The 18101-nt window shown below is 73.5% G+C and carries 12 protein-coding genes and 3 tRNA genes; 7 read left to right on the top strand and 8 right to left on the bottom strand.

Translation table 11 applies throughout. The annotated features are described in order from the left end of the window. Positions 1 to 24: 24 nt before the first annotated feature. Positions 25 to 801: an isocitrate lyase/PEP mutase family protein gene (locus ACYVJ4_RS01930; protein ID WP_460458422.1), complete on the bottom strand. Its 777-nt coding sequence runs from the start codon at positions 799 to 801 to the stop codon at positions 25 to 27. Between the two features lie 36 nt (positions 802 to 837). Here ACYVJ4_RS01930 and ACYVJ4_RS01935 point away from each other — a divergent pair, with 36 nt between their 5' ends. After that, positions 838 to 2031: a glycoside hydrolase family 3 N-terminal domain-containing protein gene (locus tag ACYVJ4_RS01935; protein ID WP_460458423.1), complete on the top strand. Its 1194-nt coding sequence runs from the start codon at positions 838 to 840 to the stop codon at positions 2029 to 2031. Positions 2032 to 2088: 57 nt separating this feature from the next. On the opposite strand, the gene ACYVJ4_RS01940 is transcribed toward ACYVJ4_RS01935, so the two are convergent. From ACYVJ4_RS01940 to ACYVJ4_RS01960, 5 genes are all read right to left on the bottom strand, one after another. Next, positions 2089 to 2163, bottom strand: a tRNA-Val gene (locus ACYVJ4_RS01940). A gap of 1 nt (position 2164) precedes the next feature. Next, positions 2165 to 2235: transfer RNA gene (locus ACYVJ4_RS01945), tRNA-Cys, on the bottom strand. Positions 2236 to 2298: 63 nt separating this feature from the next. Further along, positions 2299 to 2371 (bottom strand) — tRNA-Gly (locus ACYVJ4_RS01950). A 72-nt stretch (positions 2372 to 2443) separates the two neighbouring features. After that, positions 2444 to 3574 carry a ribosome small subunit-dependent GTPase A gene (rsgA, locus tag ACYVJ4_RS01955; RefSeq protein ID WP_460458424.1) on the bottom strand — a complete coding sequence of 377 codons (1131 nt, stop codon included), beginning with the start codon at positions 3572 to 3574 and terminating at the stop codon, positions 2444 to 2446. A gap of 200 nt (positions 3575 to 3774) precedes the next feature. Then, positions 3775 to 4905: a YihY/virulence factor BrkB family protein gene (locus tag ACYVJ4_RS01960; protein WP_460458425.1), complete on the bottom strand. Its 1131-nt coding sequence runs from the start codon at positions 4903 to 4905 to the stop codon at positions 3775 to 3777. A 60-nt stretch (positions 4906 to 4965) separates the two neighbouring features. Between ACYVJ4_RS01960 and ACYVJ4_RS01965 the strand changes: the two genes are divergently transcribed. The 4 genes from ACYVJ4_RS01965 (at position 4966) to ACYVJ4_RS01980 (ending at position 12438) form a co-directional block, all read left to right on the top strand. Next, on the top strand, positions 4966 to 6612 hold the full coding sequence (locus ACYVJ4_RS01965; RefSeq protein ID WP_460458426.1) for an acyl-CoA dehydrogenase family protein: 1647 nt from the start codon (positions 4966 to 4968) through the stop codon (positions 6610 to 6612). A 90-nt stretch (positions 6613 to 6702) separates the two neighbouring features. Beyond that, positions 6703 to 8871, top strand: coding sequence for a glycogen debranching protein GlgX (glgX, locus tag ACYVJ4_RS01970; RefSeq protein WP_460458427.1), 2169 nt, complete (start codon positions 6703 to 6705; stop codon positions 8869 to 8871). Further along, positions 8847 to 11357 carry a malto-oligosyltrehalose synthase gene (gene treY, locus ACYVJ4_RS01975; RefSeq protein ID WP_460458428.1) on the top strand — a complete coding sequence of 837 codons (2511 nt, stop codon included), beginning with the start codon at positions 8847 to 8849 and terminating at the stop codon, positions 11355 to 11357. The genes glgX and treY overlap by 25 nt, the downstream gene beginning before the upstream one ends. 124 nt (positions 11358 to 11481) lie before the next feature. Then, a complete protein-coding gene (locus ACYVJ4_RS01980) occupies positions 11482 to 12438 on the top strand; it encodes a hypothetical protein (RefSeq protein ID WP_460458429.1) in 957 nt (318 codons plus the stop codon). A 76-nt stretch (positions 12439 to 12514) separates the two neighbouring features. Here the strand turns inward: ACYVJ4_RS01980 and ACYVJ4_RS01985 are convergent, their stop codons facing one another. Then, positions 12515 to 13462: a polyphosphate kinase 2 family protein gene (locus ACYVJ4_RS01985; protein WP_460458430.1), complete on the bottom strand. Its 948-nt coding sequence runs from the start codon at positions 13460 to 13462 to the stop codon at positions 12515 to 12517. A 65-nt stretch (positions 13463 to 13527) separates the two neighbouring features. Here ACYVJ4_RS01985 and treZ point away from each other — a divergent pair, with 65 nt between their 5' ends. Further along, entirely contained in the window at positions 13528 to 15300 is a 1773-nt protein-coding gene (treZ, locus tag ACYVJ4_RS01990) for a malto-oligosyltrehalose trehalohydrolase (RefSeq protein ID WP_460458431.1), read from the top strand. Positions 15301 to 15410: 110 nt separating this feature from the next. Then, complete coding sequence (locus tag ACYVJ4_RS01995; RefSeq protein WP_460458432.1) at positions 15411 to 17096, top strand: hypothetical protein; 1686 nt, start codon at positions 15411 to 15413, stop codon at positions 17094 to 17096. On the opposite strand, the gene zapE is transcribed toward ACYVJ4_RS01995, so the two are convergent. Then, on the bottom strand, positions 17078 to 18097 hold the full coding sequence (zapE, locus tag ACYVJ4_RS02000) for a cell division protein ZapE (protein ID WP_460458433.1): 1020 nt from the start codon (positions 18095 to 18097) through the stop codon (positions 17078 to 17080). The genes ACYVJ4_RS01995 and zapE overlap by 19 nt on opposite strands. Positions 18098 to 18101: the final 4 nt, after the last annotated feature.

Genomic DNA, 18101 nt, shown 5'->3' on the forward strand with positions numbered 1-18101 from the left:
CGGTCGGGGCCTTCGTCGTGCGCCCTAGTTGAGCTTGCGGGTGCCCTCGGGCAGGGCGCCGCCCGCGAGCACGCCCTCGGCCAGCCGAGCGAGCGCGGTGAGCGCGACGTTCTGGCTCCACGGCCCGAACGACACGCGCGCGACGCCGAGCTGCTGCATCGTGGTCAGCGGCAGCGAGCCCGGCACGCCGATCAGGTTGACCTTCTGCGGCCCCAGAGCGTCGACGAGCGCGCGCACCTGCGCCTCGTCGAGCAGCCCCGGGACGAAGAACGTGGACGCCCCCGCGTCGAGGTAGGCGCGCCCGCGTTCGACCGCGTCGGCGAGGACGTCGGCCGGGTCCTTGTCGCCGGCCTTGAGGAACGCGTCGGTGCGGGCGTTCAGCACGAACGGCACCCCGGCCTGCTCCCCCGCGGCGACGGCGGCCTCGACCGCCCGCACGGCGTCGGGCAGAGGCTTGAGCTGGTCCTCGAGGTTGGCGCCCACGACGCCGACGTCGATCGCCCGGCGCACGGTCTCGCCCGCGTCGCCGTAGCCGGCCTCGAGGTCGGCGGTGACGGGCAGGTCGACGGCGGCGGCGATACGCCCGACGGCGGCGACCATCTCGTCGCGCGGGATCACCTCGCCGTCCGGGTAGCCGTGCGACGCGGCGATCGAGTGGCTCGCGGTGGCGAGCGCCTTCGTGCCAGGGGTGCCGGCGACGACGGTGGCGGTGATGACGTCCCAGACGTTGACGACGACCAGGAGCTCGGGGTCGGCGTGCAGGCGCTGGAGCTCGGCGGCCTTCTCGGCGGTGGTGGGCATGGCGCGAACCTACCCGCGGTGACCGACACTGGTGGCATGACGCGTACCCCGCCGCTCGTCGTCCGCTCCGCAGCCTCGACCGTCGCGGCGGTCGCCGTCGTCGGGGCCGCCACGCTCGTCGGCACCCCGACGACCCGGCCGGACGTCGTCCCCGCCGCGGCGACCACCTCGAGCGCCCAGACGGTGCTGGCCCGCATGACGCTGGCGCAGCGGGTCGGGCAGCTCTTCATGGTCGGAGCCCCGGCCACCGGCCCGGTCGGCACCACGGCCGCCCAGATCACGAAGTACCACGTCGGCAACGTGATGCTCACCGGCCGCTCGTCCGCCGGCACCGCGGCGACGAAGCGCCTGACCACCTCGCTCAAGGCCCGCGCCACGTCGTCCGCGACCCACGGGGTGCCGCTGTTCGTCGCCACCGACCAGGAGGGCGGGAAGGTCCAGGTGCTCAGCGGCCCGGGCTTCTCGACGATCCCGAGCGCGCTGCACCAGGGCGGGTGGTGGCCCTCGACCGTGCGCGCGAAGGCCGAGACCTGGGGCCGCCAGCTGCGGGCAGCCGGCGTCAACACCGACCTCGCCCCCGTGCTCGACACCGTGCCGAGCGCGGCCTTCGCGCCGAAGAACGCGCCGATCGGCTACTACCAGCGCGAGTTCGGGTACACGACGGCGCGCGTCAGCACCCGCGGCGGCGCGTTCGCCCAGGGCCTGCGCGACGCGCACGTCGCCGCCACCGTCAAGCACTTCCCGGGCCTGGGCCGGGTCACCGCCAACACCGACACGCACGCGGGCGTCACCGACCGGACGACGACCCGCCACGACGCGTACGTCGGGCCCTTCGCCGACGCGGTCGCGGCCGGCGTCCCGTTCGTCATGACGTCGAGCGCGGTCTACAGCCGGATCGACCCCGACCGTCCGGCCGCCTTCTCGCGCACGGTCGTCACCGGCATGCTGCGCGGCGACCTGGGCTTCCGCGGTGTCGTCATCAGCGACGACCTGGGGCACGCGGTGCAGGTCGCCAGCTGGACGCCGGGCGGTCGCGCCATCAGCTTCGTGCGCGCCGGTGGCGACATGGTGCTCACGGTCGACCCGGCGACCCTGCCCGCCATGTACGACGCGGTCTACCAGCTGGCGAGGACCAGCCCGGCCTTCCGGCAGCAGGTGGACTCGGCCGCGCTGCGCGTGCTGGAGACCAAGGTGCGGGTCGGGGTGGGGCTGGGCTCGGCGAACGGCTGAGCAACCTGGCCCCGGAGACGACAAGACCCCAGGTCCGGACCGGGCCTGGGGTCGAGCTGGTGGGCGATACTGGGTTCGAACCAGTGACCTCTTCCGTGTCAAGGAAGCGCGCTACCACTGCGCCAATCGCCCGAGGTGGAGACGGGATTCGAACCCGTGTACACGGCTTTGCAGGCCGTTGCCTCGCCTCTCGGCCACTCCACCGGGTCTCAGCGGGATCTCCCGTGAGGCGTCGAGACCGAGCACTGCTGAGCTACTGAGCCTCCGAGCGGACGACGGGATTCGAACCCGCGACCCTCACCTTGGCAAGGTGATGCTCTACCAACTGAGCCACGTCCGCGTGCTCCGGGCTGCTCGCCCGGCGCGCAAGAAACAGTATCTGATGCCCGACGCGGGAGTCCAACCGGCTCCTTCAGCGCGGTCGACGCGTCTCCTTGGACGCCCGGCGGTACTCCATCGTGCGCTGCTTCCACACCGCGAGCTCGGCCTGGCGCAGCCGCGCGTCGACCCGCCGGGCCTGGTAGGCGGCCTCGCGCTGGAGCTTGTGCCAGCTGGCCAGCCGGCGCTCGGCGAGCTCGCCGGACTCGATCGCCGCCTGGACGGCGCACCCCGGCTCGCTGTCGTGGGCGCAGTCCGAGAACCGGCAGTGCCGAGCCAGCTCGTCGACGTCCGAGAAGACCTCCGCGAGCCCCTCGGTGCCCTGCAGCCCGACGCTGCGCAGGCCGGGGGTGTCGATGACGGCCCCGCCGTCCGGGCCGAGGTGCAGCTCGCGGGTGACGGTGGTGTGCCGGCCCTTCTGCACCGCGCCGAGCTCCTGGGTGCGCATGACCTCGCGGCCCAGCAGCGCGTTGAGCAGCGTGGACTTGCCGACGCCGGAGGCGCCGAGCAGCGCGATCGTGGCGCCGCCGTCGAGCAGCTCGCGCAGGTCGTCGAGCCCCTCGCCGCGCTGCGCGACCGTGACGTCGACCGGGCAGCCGACGGCCACCTGCTCGCCGATCTCGGCGGCGAGCTCGTGGGCGTCGGTGCCGAGGTCGCCCTTGGTGAGCACGAGCCGCGGCTGCGCCCCGCTCTCCCAGGCGAGGGCCATGAAGCGCTCGATCCGGCCGAGGTCGGGGTCGGGGTAGAGCGCCTCGACCACGGCCACGGCGTCGACGTTGGCGGCCAGCACCTGGCCCGAGGAGTTCCCGCTCACCTGCGCGCGGACGACGCTCGTACGGCGCGGCAGCACGGCCTCGACGGTGTGGTTGCCGTCCGGCCAGGCCTGCACGCGCACCCAGTCGCCGGTGCTGGGCACGGCCTGGGGGTCGCCGGCGACGGCGGCGACGACGTCCGCGCCCCAGGTGGCGCGCACGGTGCCGGACGCCGCGAGCACGTCGCAGGCGCCGCGGTCGGTGCGGGTGACGCGCGCGGGGAAGGGCGGCGTCCCCACCGAGACGGTCGGGGCGGCGTCGAACGCCGCGCGCCACGCGTCGTCGAAGCCGAGGGAGAGGAGCAGGTCGGCGGCCGCGAGGTGCGGGCGCGGCGACAGGGGGTCAGCAGACATCCGTGGGGCCTTCCGGGCGGGCCCGCGCCGTCGTCCTTCGAAGGACGGTCAGCGGCGCCGGGCCGAGGGCGCCCCGAGGTGGCTCGGGACGAGGGTCGAGGGTCGGTGGACACGCATCCGGGTCACACCTCCTGGTCGTCGACCGCTGCCGGCCCGGTCGGACCGACGAGCACGAGGCTAGGCGCGCCGTCCGCCCGCCGTCACCTGGTTTTCGGCGTGACCGGGCCGGGGTCCTGCCCGGTGACCGCGCGCTCCGGGTCGCCCGGCTGCTCGTCGGGGTGCGGCGCGCTGACCCGGATCTCGTCCGCGAGCTCCTCGCGGTTGGCGTCCAGCAGCGCCGCGGAGCCGACCATCGAGTCGTCGCGCTCGCGCACGGGCGTGAGCGGACGACGGCGCCGCTCGAGGCGGGCCAGCGGCGAGCGCGAGCGGCCCTTGATCGGCCACAGCTCGCGGCTGGCCGCGTTGAGCGCGGCGCCGATCAGCACCGCGATCGCGAGGAAGTACAGCCAGATCAGGACGACGATCGTGGCCGCGAGCGGGCCGTAGATCGAGGTGCCGCCGACCGAGGCGCCGATCACCTTGCGGACCACGAACGAGGCGAGCACCCAGATCACGAGCGTCAGCACGCCGCCGGGCACGTCGCGGCGCCACGAGTCCCGACGCGGGGTGGCCACGTGGTAGAGCGACGCCAGGCCGCCCACCGTGATGATCGAGACGACCGGCCAGTACAGCGCGAGCAGGAAGTCGACCCGCGGCGGCAGCATGTCGTCGAGCAGCGACGGGCCCAGCAGCACCAGCGGGAGCACGAGCGCGCCCAGCACGACCGCGGCCGTGTAGAGGGTGAACGACAGGGCGCGGGTGCGCACGATGCCCCGCTCGCCGCCCTGGCCGTACATGATCGAGATGGTGTCGATGAAGACGTTCAGCACGCGCGAGCCCGACCACAGCGACAGCACGAAGGCGATGGAGATGATGTCGAGGCGGCCGCGGCCCAGCACGTCGGTGATGGTCGGGGCGATCTGGCTCGACACCGTCTCGGCCGTGAAGATGCGCTGCGCGAACTCCTGGATCTGGTCGCTGACCCGGTCGACGGTGTCGGGGCCGAGCGCGTTGCCGAGGTAGCCGACGCCGCCGACCAGCCCCAGCACGAGGGGCGGCAGCGAGAGCAGGGCGAAGAAGCCGGCCTCGGACGCCAGGCCGGTGACGCGGTAGCGCAGGCAGACCGAGACCGTCTCGCGCGTCAGCGCCCACAGGGCCAGCAGGAAGCGGGATCGGCGCAGGGCCCCGAGGCGCGCCAGCACCCCGGGGGCGCCGGACGTCCCACTGCTCACCCGCTCCACGGTAGCCGTGCTGCTCGGACGACGAGCGCCGACACGGCCTACCGTGGCGCCATGACGGCTGAGGGCAGGACGCACGAGGTCACCAACCAGGTGCCGCCGCACGTGGGCCACGACGTCTTCGGCGACGACGTGGCGCTGGTCGAGGCCGTCCGCCGCCACGGCGCGAGCCACGCGCTCGACGACCTGCACGAGCTGGGGCGGCTCGCCGGCACGGCCCACGCGCAGCACCTCGGCGAGCTGGCCAACACCGTCGAGCCGCAGATGCGCACCCACGACCCGCGCGGCGTCCGGGTCGACGAGGTCGAGTTCCACCCCGCCTGGCACGAGCTGATGACCACCGCCCTCTCGTACGGCCTGGCCGGAGCACCGTGGACGGCGGCAGCGCGCACGGGCGCGCACGTGGCCCGGGCGGCGGGCTTCCTGGTCTGGTCGCAGGTCGAGGCGGGGCACGGCTGCCCGGTGTCGATGACGTACGCGTCGGTGCCGGCGGTCCGTTCCGACCCGGCCGTCGCCGCGGTCTGGGAGCCGCGGCTGACCTCACGGGCCTACGAGCCCGGGCTGCGTCCGGCGTCCGGCAAGGCCGGTTCGGTGGCGGGCATGGGCATGACCGAGAAGCAGGGCGGCAGCGACGTCCGGGCGAACACGACCCAGGCGGTGGCGACGCCGGGCGGCCCGCTCGAGGGCGGCGACACCTACCGGCTGACCGGGCACAAGTGGTTCTGCTCGGCTCCGATGAGCGACGTCTTCCTCGTGCTGGCGCAGGCCCCGGGCGGGCTGACGTGCTTCGTCGTCCCGCGCGTGCTGGACGACGGCACCCGCAACGCGTGGGCGATCCAGCGGCTCAAGGACAAGCTCGGCAACCGCAGCAACGCCTCGGCCGAGGTCGAGCTGGACGGCACCTGGGGCGTGCGGCTCGGCGACGAAGGCGCCGGCGTGCGGACGATCCTGGCGATGGTGGCTGCGACGCGGCTGGACTGCGTGCTCGGCTCGGCCGCGACGATGCGCCAGGCGCTGTCCCGCGCGCACCACCACGCGCGGCACCGGCGGGCATTCGGCGCGTCGCTCGTCGACCAGCCGCTGATGCGCTCGGTGCTGGCCGACCTGGCGCTGGAGTCCGAGGCCGCCACCGTGCTGGGGCTGCGGCTGGCCGCCGCGGTCGACGAGGGCGACACGGCGTTCGGCCGGCTCGCGGTGGCGCTGGGCAAGTTCTGGGTGTGCAAACGGACGTCGCCCATGGTCGTCGAGGCGCTGGAGTGCCTGGGCGGCAACGGGTACGTGGAGGAGAACGGCCTGGCCCGGCTGTACCGCGAGGCGCCGCTGAACTCGATCTGGGAGGGGTCGGGCAACGTCAACGCCCTCGACGTGCTGCGAGCGCTCGGGCGCGAACCGGCGTCCGTCGAGGCGGTGCTGGCCGAGATCCACGCCGCCGACGGGGCCGACGCGGCCTTCGACCGGGCGGTGCAGCAGCTGGAGCAGGAGCTGGTCGCCACGCCCGGGGACGAGCAGGTCGCGGGAGCGCGGTGGGTGGTCGAGCGGCTCGCCACCGCCCTGCAGGGCTCGCTGCTGCTGCGGCACTCCCCCGCCGCCGTGGCCGACGCGTTCGTGCGCACGCGGGTGCTGGGCGAGGGCGGCCGGACGTTCGGCGCGCTGCCCGGCGGCGTGGACGTGGACGCCGTCCTGTCGCGGGTCGCCCCGTAGGGCACAATCGGTCGTCGGCTCGCGCCAGGGCGCGGGCCGGCCAGTCCTGGCGACGACGCGGTCGTCCCCGCTCCGCGACGGAAGAGCCTCATGCGAACTTGGCCCGGCAAGCCCTACCCGCTCGGTGCGACCTTCGACGGGACCGGCGTGAACTTCGCGCTGTTCTCCGAGGTCGCCGAGCGCGTCGAGCTGTGCCTCGTCGACGACGCGGGCGCCGAGACGCGCGTCGAGGTCAACGAGAACGACGGCTTCGTCTGGCACGTCTTCGTGCCCGGCATCCAGCCCGGCCAGCGGTACGGGTACCGCGTGCACGGACCGTACGACCCGAAGTCCGGACGACGCTGCAACCCCGCCAAGCTGCTGCTCGACCCGTACGCCAAGGCGATCGACGGCCAGGTCGACGGCGACGAGTCGCTCTTCTCCTACCGGTTCGCCGACGCCGACGCGAACGGCTCGGCGCCGATCAACGACACCGACAGCCTCGGCCACACCATGCTCTCGGTCGTCGTGAACCCGTTCTTCGACTGGGGCCAGGACCGCGCTCCCGGCCACGAGTACCACGAGAGCGTGATCTACGAGGCGCACGTCAAGGGCCTCACCGAGCTGCACCCGGACATCCCCGAGGACATCCGCGGCACGTACGCGGGCATCGCCCACCCGGCGACGGTCGAGCACCTGACCTCGCTGGGCGTCACGGCGCTCGAGCTGATGCCGGTGCACCAGTACGTGCAGGACTCGCACCTGATCACCCAGGGCCTGTCGAACTACTGGGGCTACAACACGATCGGGTTCCTCGCGCCGCACAACGCGTACGCGGCGTACGGCACGCGCGGCCAGCAGGTCACCGAGTTCAAGGCGATGGTCAAGGCGCTGCACGAGGCCGACATCGAGGTGATCCTGGACGTCGTCTACAACCACACGGCCGAGGGCAACCAGATGGGCCCGACGCTGGCGTTCCGCGGCATCGACAACGCGGCCTACTACCGGCTGGTCGACAAGGACCTCGCGCACTACTACGACACCACCGGCACCGGCAACAGCCTGCTGATGCGGCACCCCCACGTGCTGCAGCTGATCATGGACTCGTTGCGCTACTGGGTCACCGAGATGCACGTCGACGGCTTCCGCTTCGACCTCGCGTCCTCGCTGGCCCGGCAGTTCCACGAGGTCGACCGGCTCTCGGCCTTCTTCGACCTGGTGCAGCAGGACCCCGTGGTCAGCCAGGTCAAGCTCATCGCCGAGCCGTGGGACGTCGGCGACGGCGGCTACCAGGTCGGCAACTTCCCGCCGCTGTGGACCGAGTGGAACGGCAAGTTCCGCGACACCGTGCGCGACTTCTGGCGGGGCGAGACCTCCACCCTGGGCGAGTTCGCCTCGCGGCTCACGGGGTCGAGCGACCTCTACGAGCACTCGGGCCGCAAGCCCATCGCCTCGATCAACTTCGTCACGGCGCACGACGGCTTCACGTTGCGAGACCTGGTGTCGTACAACGAGAAGCACAACGAGGCGAACGGCGAGGGCAACAACGACGGCGAGAGCCACAACCGCTCGTGGAACTGCGGGGTCGAGGGCCCGACCGACGACCCCGAGATCTCCGCGCTGCGGTTGCGGCAGCAGCGCAACCTGCTGACGACGCTGCTGCTGTCGCAGGGCGTGCCGATGGTGGCGCACGGCGACGAGCTCGGGCGCACGCAGCGCGGCAACAACAACGTGTACTGCCAGGACAACGACACCGCCTGGGTCAGCTGGGACCTCGACGACGACCAGCGCGAGCTGCTCGAGTTCACCCGAAGGCTGGTGCGGCTGCGCACCGAGCACCCGGTCTTCCGCCGTCGCCGCTTCTTCGCCGGCAGCGCCGACCACGGCGGCGAGAGCGAGCTGGGCGACATCGCCTGGTTCACGCCGACCGGCCAGCACATGGACGACGAGAGCTGGCGCAACGGGTACGCGAAGTCGCTGATGGTCTTCCTCAACGGCGCGGCCATCCCCGAGCCCGACCGGCGCGGGACCCCGATCGTCGACGACTCGTTCCTGCTGGTCATCAACGCGCACAGCGAGCCGATCGACTTCACGCTGCCGCCCGAGGGCTACGGCCCGGCGTGGTCGGTCGAGCTCGACACCGCCGACCCGGCCAAGCGCCCCGAGCCGCCCGACGCGACGGGCGAGCCGGCGGCGCCGGGGCTGGAGCCGCTGAGCGAGCTGCCCGTGGCGCCGCGCAGCGTCGTCGTCCTGCGGTGCCCGCGCCCGGCGTCGTCGTGACCGAGGACGCCGGCCCGTCGCCCGCGCCGCCGGCCGGCGAGCGGGTGGTGCCGACGTCCACCTACCGCCTGCAGGTGCACGGGGCGTTCGGCTTCGACGACGCAGCCGAGCAGGCCTCCTACCTCGCCGACCTCGGGGTCTCGCACGCCTACCTGTCGCCGGTGCTGCAGCCGGCGCCGGGTTCGCAGCACGGCTACGACGTCGTCGACCACGCGCGGCTGAACGACGAGGCGGGAGGGCAGCCGGCCTTCGACCGGCTGTCGGCGGCGCTGCGCGAGGCCGGGCTGGGGGCGGTGGCGGACGTCGTCCCGAACCACATGGCCGTGCCCGTGCCGGCGTCGCTCAACACCCAGCTGTGGTCGGTGCTGCGCGACGGACCGGGGTCGCCGTTCGCGACCTGGTTCGACGTCGACTGGACCGTGCCCGACCGCGCGGTGCTCATGCCGGTGCTCGGTGCGCGCATCGGCCAGGTGCTCGAGGCCGGCGAGCTGACGCTGCAGGACGGCGGCGGGCCGGGTCGCGACGAGCGCGTGCTGCGCTACTACGACCACGAGTTCCCGCTGCGCCCCGGGACGGCCGAGCTGCCGCTCGACCAGCTCGTCGACCGGCAGTGGTACCGGCTGGCGCACTGGCGCGTCGCCGACGAGGAGCTCAACTACCGGCGGTTCTTCGACGTCGACACCCTCGCCGCCGTGCGGGTCGAGCGGCCCGAGGTCTTCGAGGCCACCCACCGGCTGCTGCTCGACCTGGTGCGGTCGGGAGCGCTCGACGGGCTGCGCATCGACCACCCCGACGGCCTGGCCGACCCCGCCGGGTACCTGGCACGCCTGGCCGACGCGACGGACGACGCGTGGGTCGTCGTCGAGAAGATCCTCGAGGGCGCCGAGCAGCTCCCGGCGGACTGGCGCTGCGCCGGCACCACCGGCTACGACACGCTGTGGCGCGTCGGCGGGCTGTTCGTCGACCCGGCCGGCGCCGCTCCCCTCCAGGCGCTGCTGACCGAGCTGACCGGCGACTCCGAGACGCTCGGGGCCGTCGTCGACACCGCGAAGCGTGAGGTCGTCGCGCAGGGGCAGTACGCCGAGGTGCACCGGCTCGTCGACCTGCTGGCCGGCATCTGCCACGACGACGTCCGGATGCGCGACCACACCCGGCGGGCGCTGCAGGACGCGGTCACCGAGCTGCTGGTGGCGATGGACCGCTACCGCGCCTACGTCGTGCGCGGCGAGCCGGCGCCGCCGGAGTCGGTGGCCGTGGTGCACGCCGCGGCCGACCGGGCCCGCGCTCACCTGCCCGAGCACGAGCACGACACGCTCGACCTGGTGCGCGACCTGGTGCTGGGCCTCGGGCCGGACCCCGTGGGGCACGACCCGCGGCGCGGCGAGCTGGTGGTGCGGTTCCAGCAGACCTGCGGGCCGGTGATGGCCAAGGGCATCGAGGACACCGCGTTCTACCGGTGGTTCCGGCTGGCCGGGCTCAACGAGGTCGGCGGCGACCCCGCGCACGTGGGCGTCGCGCCGGAGGAGCTGCACGCGTTCCTCGCACGGCTGCACGAGAGCTGGCCCTCGACCATGACGACGCTGTCGACGCACGACACCAAGCGCTCGGAGGACGTGCGGGCCCGGCTCGCGGTGCTCTCGGAGCGGCCGGCGGACTGGGCGGCCCTGGTGCGGCGGCTGGTCGAGGCCGCCACGCCGTACCGCGACCCGGCGCTGGACCCGGCCACCGAGTACCTCGTGTGGCAGACGCTGGTCGGCACGTGGTCGTCGTCCGGGGCGATCGGGCCGGCGCGGCTGCACGGCTACCTCGAGAAGGCCGTGCGCGAGGCCAAGCTGCACACCAGCTGGACGGCGCCGGACGACGTCTACGAGGGAGGGCTGCGACGGTTCGTCGACGGCGTGCTGGCCGACCCCGCGGTGCTCGAGGAGCTGGCGACGTGGGACGCGTCGACGCGCGACGCCGTGCGGGCCGGGCTGCTGGGGCAGAAGCTGGTCCAGCTCGTGGCGCCGGGCGTGCCGGACGTCTACCAGGGCACCGAGCTGGTCGACCTCTCGCTTGTCGACCCCGACAACCGTCGTCCGGTCGACTACGCGGCGCGGTCGGCTCGGCTGGCGCGGCTCGACGCCGGGTCGGTGCCGGCGGACCTGGACGACGAGAAGCTGCTCGTGGTGTCGCGCGCGCTGCGGCTGCGGCGGTCGCAGCCGGACTGGTTCGTCGGACCGGGGTCGACGTACCAGCCGGTGGCCACCACGACGGGGAACGCGGTGGCGATCGGGCGCGGTGACGCGGACGGCGTGGCCCTGGTGGCGGTGGCGACGCGGCTGGCGACCTCGCTGGAGGCGTACGGCGGCTGGGGCGAGCACACGGTGTCGCTGCCGGAAGGGCGCTGGCGCGACGTGCTAACGGGTGTCGAGGTCGAGGGCGGCGCCGTGCCGCTGGGCGCGCTGCTGGGCCAGCTCCCCGTCGCCCTCCTCACCCGCCCCTAGCTCCCCCACTTGTGAAGGGTTTCCAACCCTTGGAGCACGGCTGAGGGGTTGGGAACCCTTCACAAGTGCTCGAACCTGTGGACGACGGCAGCGATCGGACGACGACTCGCACCAGAGTGGGCGGATGCCCAGGAGTCCCGACGCCCCGGCTGCGCTGCTGATGGGCCCGTTCACGGTGGCCGAGGCGCGCCGACACGGCGTCACCCAGCGCATGCTGCAAGGCGCCGCCTGGCACTCGCTGACCCGAGGTGTGCACTGCCACCGCACGCTCGTCGTCGACGACCATGTGCGCGTCTCGGCCCTGCGGCTCGCGCTGCCCGACCACGCCGTCGCGACGGGCTTGCTGGCGGCGTGGGCCTTGGGTGCCTGGCGACCCGCACATGGCCGGCCGCTCCCCCTCGATTGGGCGGTCCTGCGGGAGGAGCACCGACCTCGGGGGCCAGCCGCGAGGTCCCACCGTCTGGTCATCGGGGCCGCGGACGTCGTCGAGAGGAACGGTCTGCTCTGCACGTCGCCGCAGCGGACGCTCTTCGACATCATGCGCCGCGCGTGCCTGGTCGAGGCGGTGGTGGCGGCTGATGCCTTCGCAGGACGTGGGCTCGTCGACCTGCCACACGTGTACGGCTACGTGGACGGCCATCGTCGCTGGCCGGGTGTCGAGCTGGTGCGCCGTCGGCTGGAGCACGCCACCCGTCACGCGCGCTCGCCGGGCGAGACGCGGCTGAGGATGGTCGCGGTCCTCGGCGGCCTTCCCGAGCCGTACGTCAACGTGCCGATGTACCGCGGGGAAGAGCTGCTGGCCGTGCCCGACCTGCTCCTCGAAGGTCGGCGCTGGGCGGTTGCCGAGTACGACGGGCAGCACCACGAGCACGAAGAGCAGCACGTCCGCGACCTGCGTCGCGAGAACCGGCTGTCGGTGGTGGCGGGGGTACCGGTGCTCCGGTTCGACCGGCACTCCCTGTCCCGCCACGCCTTGCGAGAGAAGGTCCTGGCCGAGCTGGCGGCGGCGATCGACGTCCGGCCAGCCGGCGGTCTGCGGCCGCTGTGGTTCGCCGACCCGCGACGACCCCTCCGCTGGTGACGCGACTTGTGAAGGGTTTGCAACGCCTCAGAGGGCCTTGAAGGGTTGGAAACCCTTCACAAGTGGGGACGAGCGGTCAGGTGGCGGCGAGGCGGGCCTGCTCGGTCGCGACGTCGAAGTCGGCCGGCGGCCACTGCGGGTCGAGCCGCTCCAGGTGCTCGAGCAGCAGCTGCTGCACGGCCCACCGCGCGTACCACTTGCGGTCCGCCGGGACGACGAACCACGGCGCCACGTCGGACGAGCACCGGGTCAGCGCCACCTGGTAGGCCTCCTGGTACGCCGGCCAGTGCTGCCGCTCGTCGACGTCCCCGGGGTTGTACTTCCAGTACTTGTCGGGGCGGGCCAGCCGCTCGGCCAACCGCTCCTTCTGCTCCTCCGGGGAGACGTGCAGCATGACCTTCACGACCGTCGTGCCCTTCTCGACCAGCTCGGCCTCGAAGTCGTCGATGATCTGGTAGCGCTGCGACCAGATCGCCTCGGGCACCAGCTCGTGCACCCGCACGACCAGCACGTCCTCGTAGTGCGAGCGGTCGAAGACGCCGATCTCGCCGGCGTGCGGCAGCGCGTTGCGGATCCGCCAGAGGAAGCCCTTCTCGCGCTCCTCCTCCGTCGGAGCCTTGAAGGCCGTGTGCCGGATGCCCTGGGGGTCGACCGCGCCCACGACGTGCCGCATGATGCCGCCCTTGCCGGACGTGTCCATGCCCTGGACGACGAGCAGCAGCGAGCGCGTGCCCCCGCCCTTGCTCTCGGCGAACAGCCGCTCCTGCAGCTGCGAGAGCCGTTCGACGCCAGCCGCCAGCGCGGCCTTCCCGGCCCGTTTGTCTCCGGCGAAACCGGGCGTGCCCCGCGGGTCGACGTCCGAGAGCTGGAAGCCCTCGCCCACGCGCAGCAGCTCGTCGACGCGGGGGTCGGTGCGCTGGATCTCCTCCTCGACGGCGCGCTCGGCGTCGGTCAGCCGCGCGCGCAGCTTCGCGGCCTGCTTGACCGCCTTGGACGGGGGTTCGACCTTCTTGCCACGGGCCATCGGCCGATCATGGCAGCGCCGCCCTGGTTGGGCCAGGGACGGCCCGCTGTGACAGGCTCGACGCCATGCACCGCTTCGCCGTCTGGGCACCCGGCGCCCGGCAGGTCGACCTCGTGACCGGCCCCGACGACGACCCGACGACCACGGCGATGGTGCGCAGCGAGGGCGGCTGGTGGCGGGACGACGGCCCCTGGGCCGAGCACGGCACGCGCTACGGGTTCTGCGTCGACGGCGGCCCGCTGACCCCCGACCCGCGCAGCGCGTGGCAGCCCGAGGGCGTCCACGGCGCGAGCCGCGTCTTCGACCCGGAGCGCTACGCCTGGCGCGACGAGGGGTGGCGCGGTCCGCGCGGCGGTCACGGGGTGCTCGGCGGCGTGGTCTACGAGCTGCACGTCGGCACCTTCACCGACCAGGGCACGCTCGACGCCGCCACGGACCGGCTCGACCACCTCGTCGAGCTCGGCGTGGACGTCGTCGAGCTGATGCCCGTCGCCGCGTTCGAGGGCCGCTGGGGCTGGGGCTACGACGGGGTGCACCCCTACGCGGTGCACGAGCCGTACGGCGGCCCAGAAGCGTTACAGCGCTTCGTCGACGCGTGCCACCGGCGTGGGCTCGGCGTCTGCCTCGACGTCGTCTACAACCACCTGGGTCCGAGCGGGAACTACCTGTCGCGGTTCGGGCCGTACTTCACCGACGACCACCCGACGCCGTGGGGCCAGGGGCTCAACCTCGACGGCGAGGGCCGCACCGCGGTGCGGCGCTGGGTCGTCGACAACGCGCTGCGCTGGTTCCGCGACTTCCACGTCGACGCGCTGCGCCTGGACGCCGTGCACGAGCTGCGCGACGACTCCCCCACGCACGTCCTCGCGCAGCTGTCGGACGAGACGCGGATGCTCGCCCACGCGCTGGAGCGCCCGCTCGCGCTGGTCGCGGAGTCCGACCTGAACGACCCCCGGACGGTGGAGCCGACGTCCGACGACGGCGGGCTGGGCATGGACGCCCAGTGGAGCGACGACCTGCACCACGCGCTGCACGCCGCGCTGACCGGCGAGCAGCAGGGCTACTACGGCGACTTCGGCTCGCTGCCGGTGCTGCGCCAGACCTTGACCCGGGTGTTCCGCCACGACGGCTCGTGGTCGAGCTTCCGCGGCAGCGACTGGGGGCGTCCGGTCGACCCCGCGCGGTACGACGGACGGCGCTTCCTCGGCTACCTGCAGACGCACGACCAAGTGGGCAACCGCGCGCTCGGCGACCGGATCGGTGCGCTGCTCACGCCCGGTCAGCAGGCGATCGGCGCGGCGCTCGTGATGACGTCCGCCTTCACGCCGATGGTCTTCATGGGCGAGGAGTGGGCGGCGTCGACGCCCTGGCAGTACTTCACCGACTTCGAGGCGCCCGAGCTGGCGGCGGCCGTGCGCGACGGACGCCGGGCCGAGTTCGCCTCGCACGGCTGGGCCGCCGAGGCCGTTCCCGACCCGCAGGACCCCGCGACCCGCGACCGCTCCGTGCTGCGCTGGGACGAGCGCCGGCACGGTGACCACGTCCGCATGCTCGATTGGTACCACGCGCTGATCTCGTTGCGGCGCAAGGTGTCTCGCCTCACCGACGGGCGCCTCCAGGACGTCGAGGTCGACCTCGACGAGGCGGCCGGTTGGCTGGTCGTCCGGCGCGGCGACCTGCGGGTCGTCGCGAACCTCGCCGAGCACCCCCAGACGGTCGCGCTCGACGCCGAGCCGATCGACGTCCTGCTCGCCTGGGACCCCGCGGCCACCACGCTGCACGACGCAGCCGTCGAGGTCGGCCCGCACGGCGCGGCCGTCGTCCGCGTCGCCGCCTGACCCGCCCTCGGCCGACCGGGGTCGGTTCGCACGATTAGTCCGCGCGGACGTCGGGTGGCGGGCTACCGTGTGCCGGCGCCGGTGCGTGGCGCCCCCAGGGGGAGGTCCTCGTGCGTCGTCGTCCGATCGCGCTGCTCGCTGCCGCGGCCGCCGCTGCCGCGGTGCTGGCCAGCCCGGCTCAAGCGTCCGCGGCGGCGCCGATCTTCACGTCGGCCACCTCGGCCCCTGGCCACCCCGAGCTGCTGGTCGCGACGCTCACCGCCGGTGTCGAGGTGGCCTCGGTGACCGCGACGATCACGACGCCGGACGGCGACGAGCCGGTCGTGCTGGAGCGGCAGGGAACGTCGCAGACCTGGCAGAGCGCACCGGTGCAGCTCGCCTCGCTCGGGCGGTTCCCCACCACCGTGGTGGCCACGCCCGTCGACGCGGGTGGCATGCCCGCCACCACGAGCTTCACCCTGCGCTACCTCGAGCAGCCCGTCGTCGACGAGCACCAGCTCACGGCACCGGCGGCCGTCACGTTCGACGACCACACGGCCTCGGCATCGGGCCGGTTGCTCGTGCGCGACCCCCGGACGGGAGCCACGGCTCCAGCCGTCGGCGAGCGCGTCGAGCTCTGGCGCAGCGGCGCTGCCGACCCGACGCCGTCGACCGTGACCGGGGGCGACGGGCGATACGCGCTGTCGCTCGACCTGGCGACCGAGGACGTCGGCAGGACCGGCAACGCCTCGTTCCACCTCTACTGGATGCCGACGACCGACCCGGATGTCGACATGCCCGACGCGGAGCTGCTGGAGTACTACTTCCCGCTCGTGAGGCGATCCACGGCGCGCATCGTGCTCGACCAGCACTCGCCCGTCGACTACCCGGCCAAGGCACCGGTCAGCGGTCAGCTGCAGCGCTGGACCGGGAGCGCGTGGATCCCGACGAGCGGTCCGCAGATCCGGGTCACGACCTGGGACGACCAGCAGCTCCTCGCCGCGACGGACGCTGAAGGCCGGTTCTCGCTGCTCGTTCCCAACCGCGGTCGTGAGCGGGTGGAGACGATGGTCGCGCTGCGCTCCGGCGACGGCAGCGTGCTCCTGCAGCCCGTCGGCGCCACGAACACCCCCGCGTACCAGGCGGTGGCCGTGTACGCGCTGCTGCCGGTGCGCGACCGGACGTCGATCACGCTCGCCACGCGCGACGTCGGTGCCAACTCGACGATCCGGATCGCGGGGCGGCTGACCAACCTGGGACCGGGCGAGAACGACCGCACCGCCATCTCGACCCAGCGTCTGTACCTGGAGCAGTCGTCGAACGGCAAGACCGGGTGGCACAGCCTCGGGTACCTGCTGACGGACAAGTGGTCCAGGGCAGGGTCCTTCGACGAGCAGGCGTTCCTCGAGCACCCCTCCGGCTACCTGCGCCTGAGCTTCCGCGGCAACGCGACCTTGCGCCCCGTGTACAGCAAGGTGCTGCACGTCCACCGGGTCGACACCCGCGTCGTGCACCTGGATGCCACCCCCGAGCCGGTGCGCAAGGGCGCGGCCGTGGTGGTGCGGGGCACGGTCCAGCGACTGTCGGGCGGGACCACCTGGGTGCACCTGGGCAGCGGGCAGGAGGTGCAGGTCTTCTTCCGCGCCAAGGGCAGCAACCGCTACAGCTACCAGGGCTCGACCCGTACGACCTCGTCCGGGTCGTTCCGCTTCAACGGCAGGGCGCGCAGCGACGGCTACTGGACCGCGGTCTGGTTCACGCGCTCGAGCACCTACATCAACGCGTACGGCGCGGACGACTACGTCGACGTCCGGTAGTCACCGGCCGAGCGCGCGAGCGCCGTCAGCCGCGACAGCGAGCGCAGGTACTTCTTGCGGTACCCGCCCTCGAGCAGCTCCGGCGGGAACAGCGCGTCGAGCGGCTCGCCGCTGACGACGACCGGCACGTCGCGGTCGTAGAGCCGGTCGGCCAGGACGACGAGCCGCAGCGCGACGTTCTGGTCGGCCACAGGGTGCACGCCGGTCAGCGCCACGCCCTCGACGTCGTCGACGAGCGCGCCGTAGCGGCTGGGGTGCACGGCCGCCAGGTGGGCGCTCAGCTGGTCGAGGTCGTCGCACGTCGCCGACGCCGTGCGCTCGGCCCAGGCCCGCGCGGCGTCGTCCGGCCACGGCGGCGGCGCCTCGGGCAGCCCGCGGTGGCGGTAGTCCTCGCCGTCGACCCGCACCACCTCGAAGTGCGCCGACAGCGCCTGGATCTCGCGCAGGAAGTCGTCGGCCGCGAACCGCCCCTCCCCCAGCGCGTCGGGCAGCGTGTTGGACGTCGCCGCCAGCCGCACGCCGGCCGCGGCCAACCGTCCGAGCAGGGTCGACATGAGCACCGTGTCGCCGGGGTCGTCGAGCTCGAACTCGTCGATGCACACCAGCGTGCGGGTCGACAGCGCCTCGACCGCCTCGGCGAACCCCAGGGCGCCGACCAGGTGGGTGAAGCCGACGAAGGTGCCGTAGGCCTTGGGCCCCGGCACCGCGTGCCACAGCGAGGCCAGCAGGTGGGTCTTGCCGACGCCGAAGCCGCCGTCCAGGTAGACACCGGTCGGGCCGGTCGGCTCGGACCGGCGCCGCAGCAACCCGCGGCGGGCCGGCTGCCCGACCCCCTCGGCGAACGCCCGCAGGGTGGCGACCGCGGCCGCCTGCGACGGCTCGGCCGGGTCGGGCCGGTAGGTCTCGAACCGCACGTCGTCGAACCGCGGGGGCGGGACGAGCTCGTCGAGCAGCCGCTGCCGGTCGGGACGTGGGTCTCGGTCGACGAGGCGGCGCGGCACGGCG

The organism is Angustibacter peucedani, assembly GCF_054779595.1.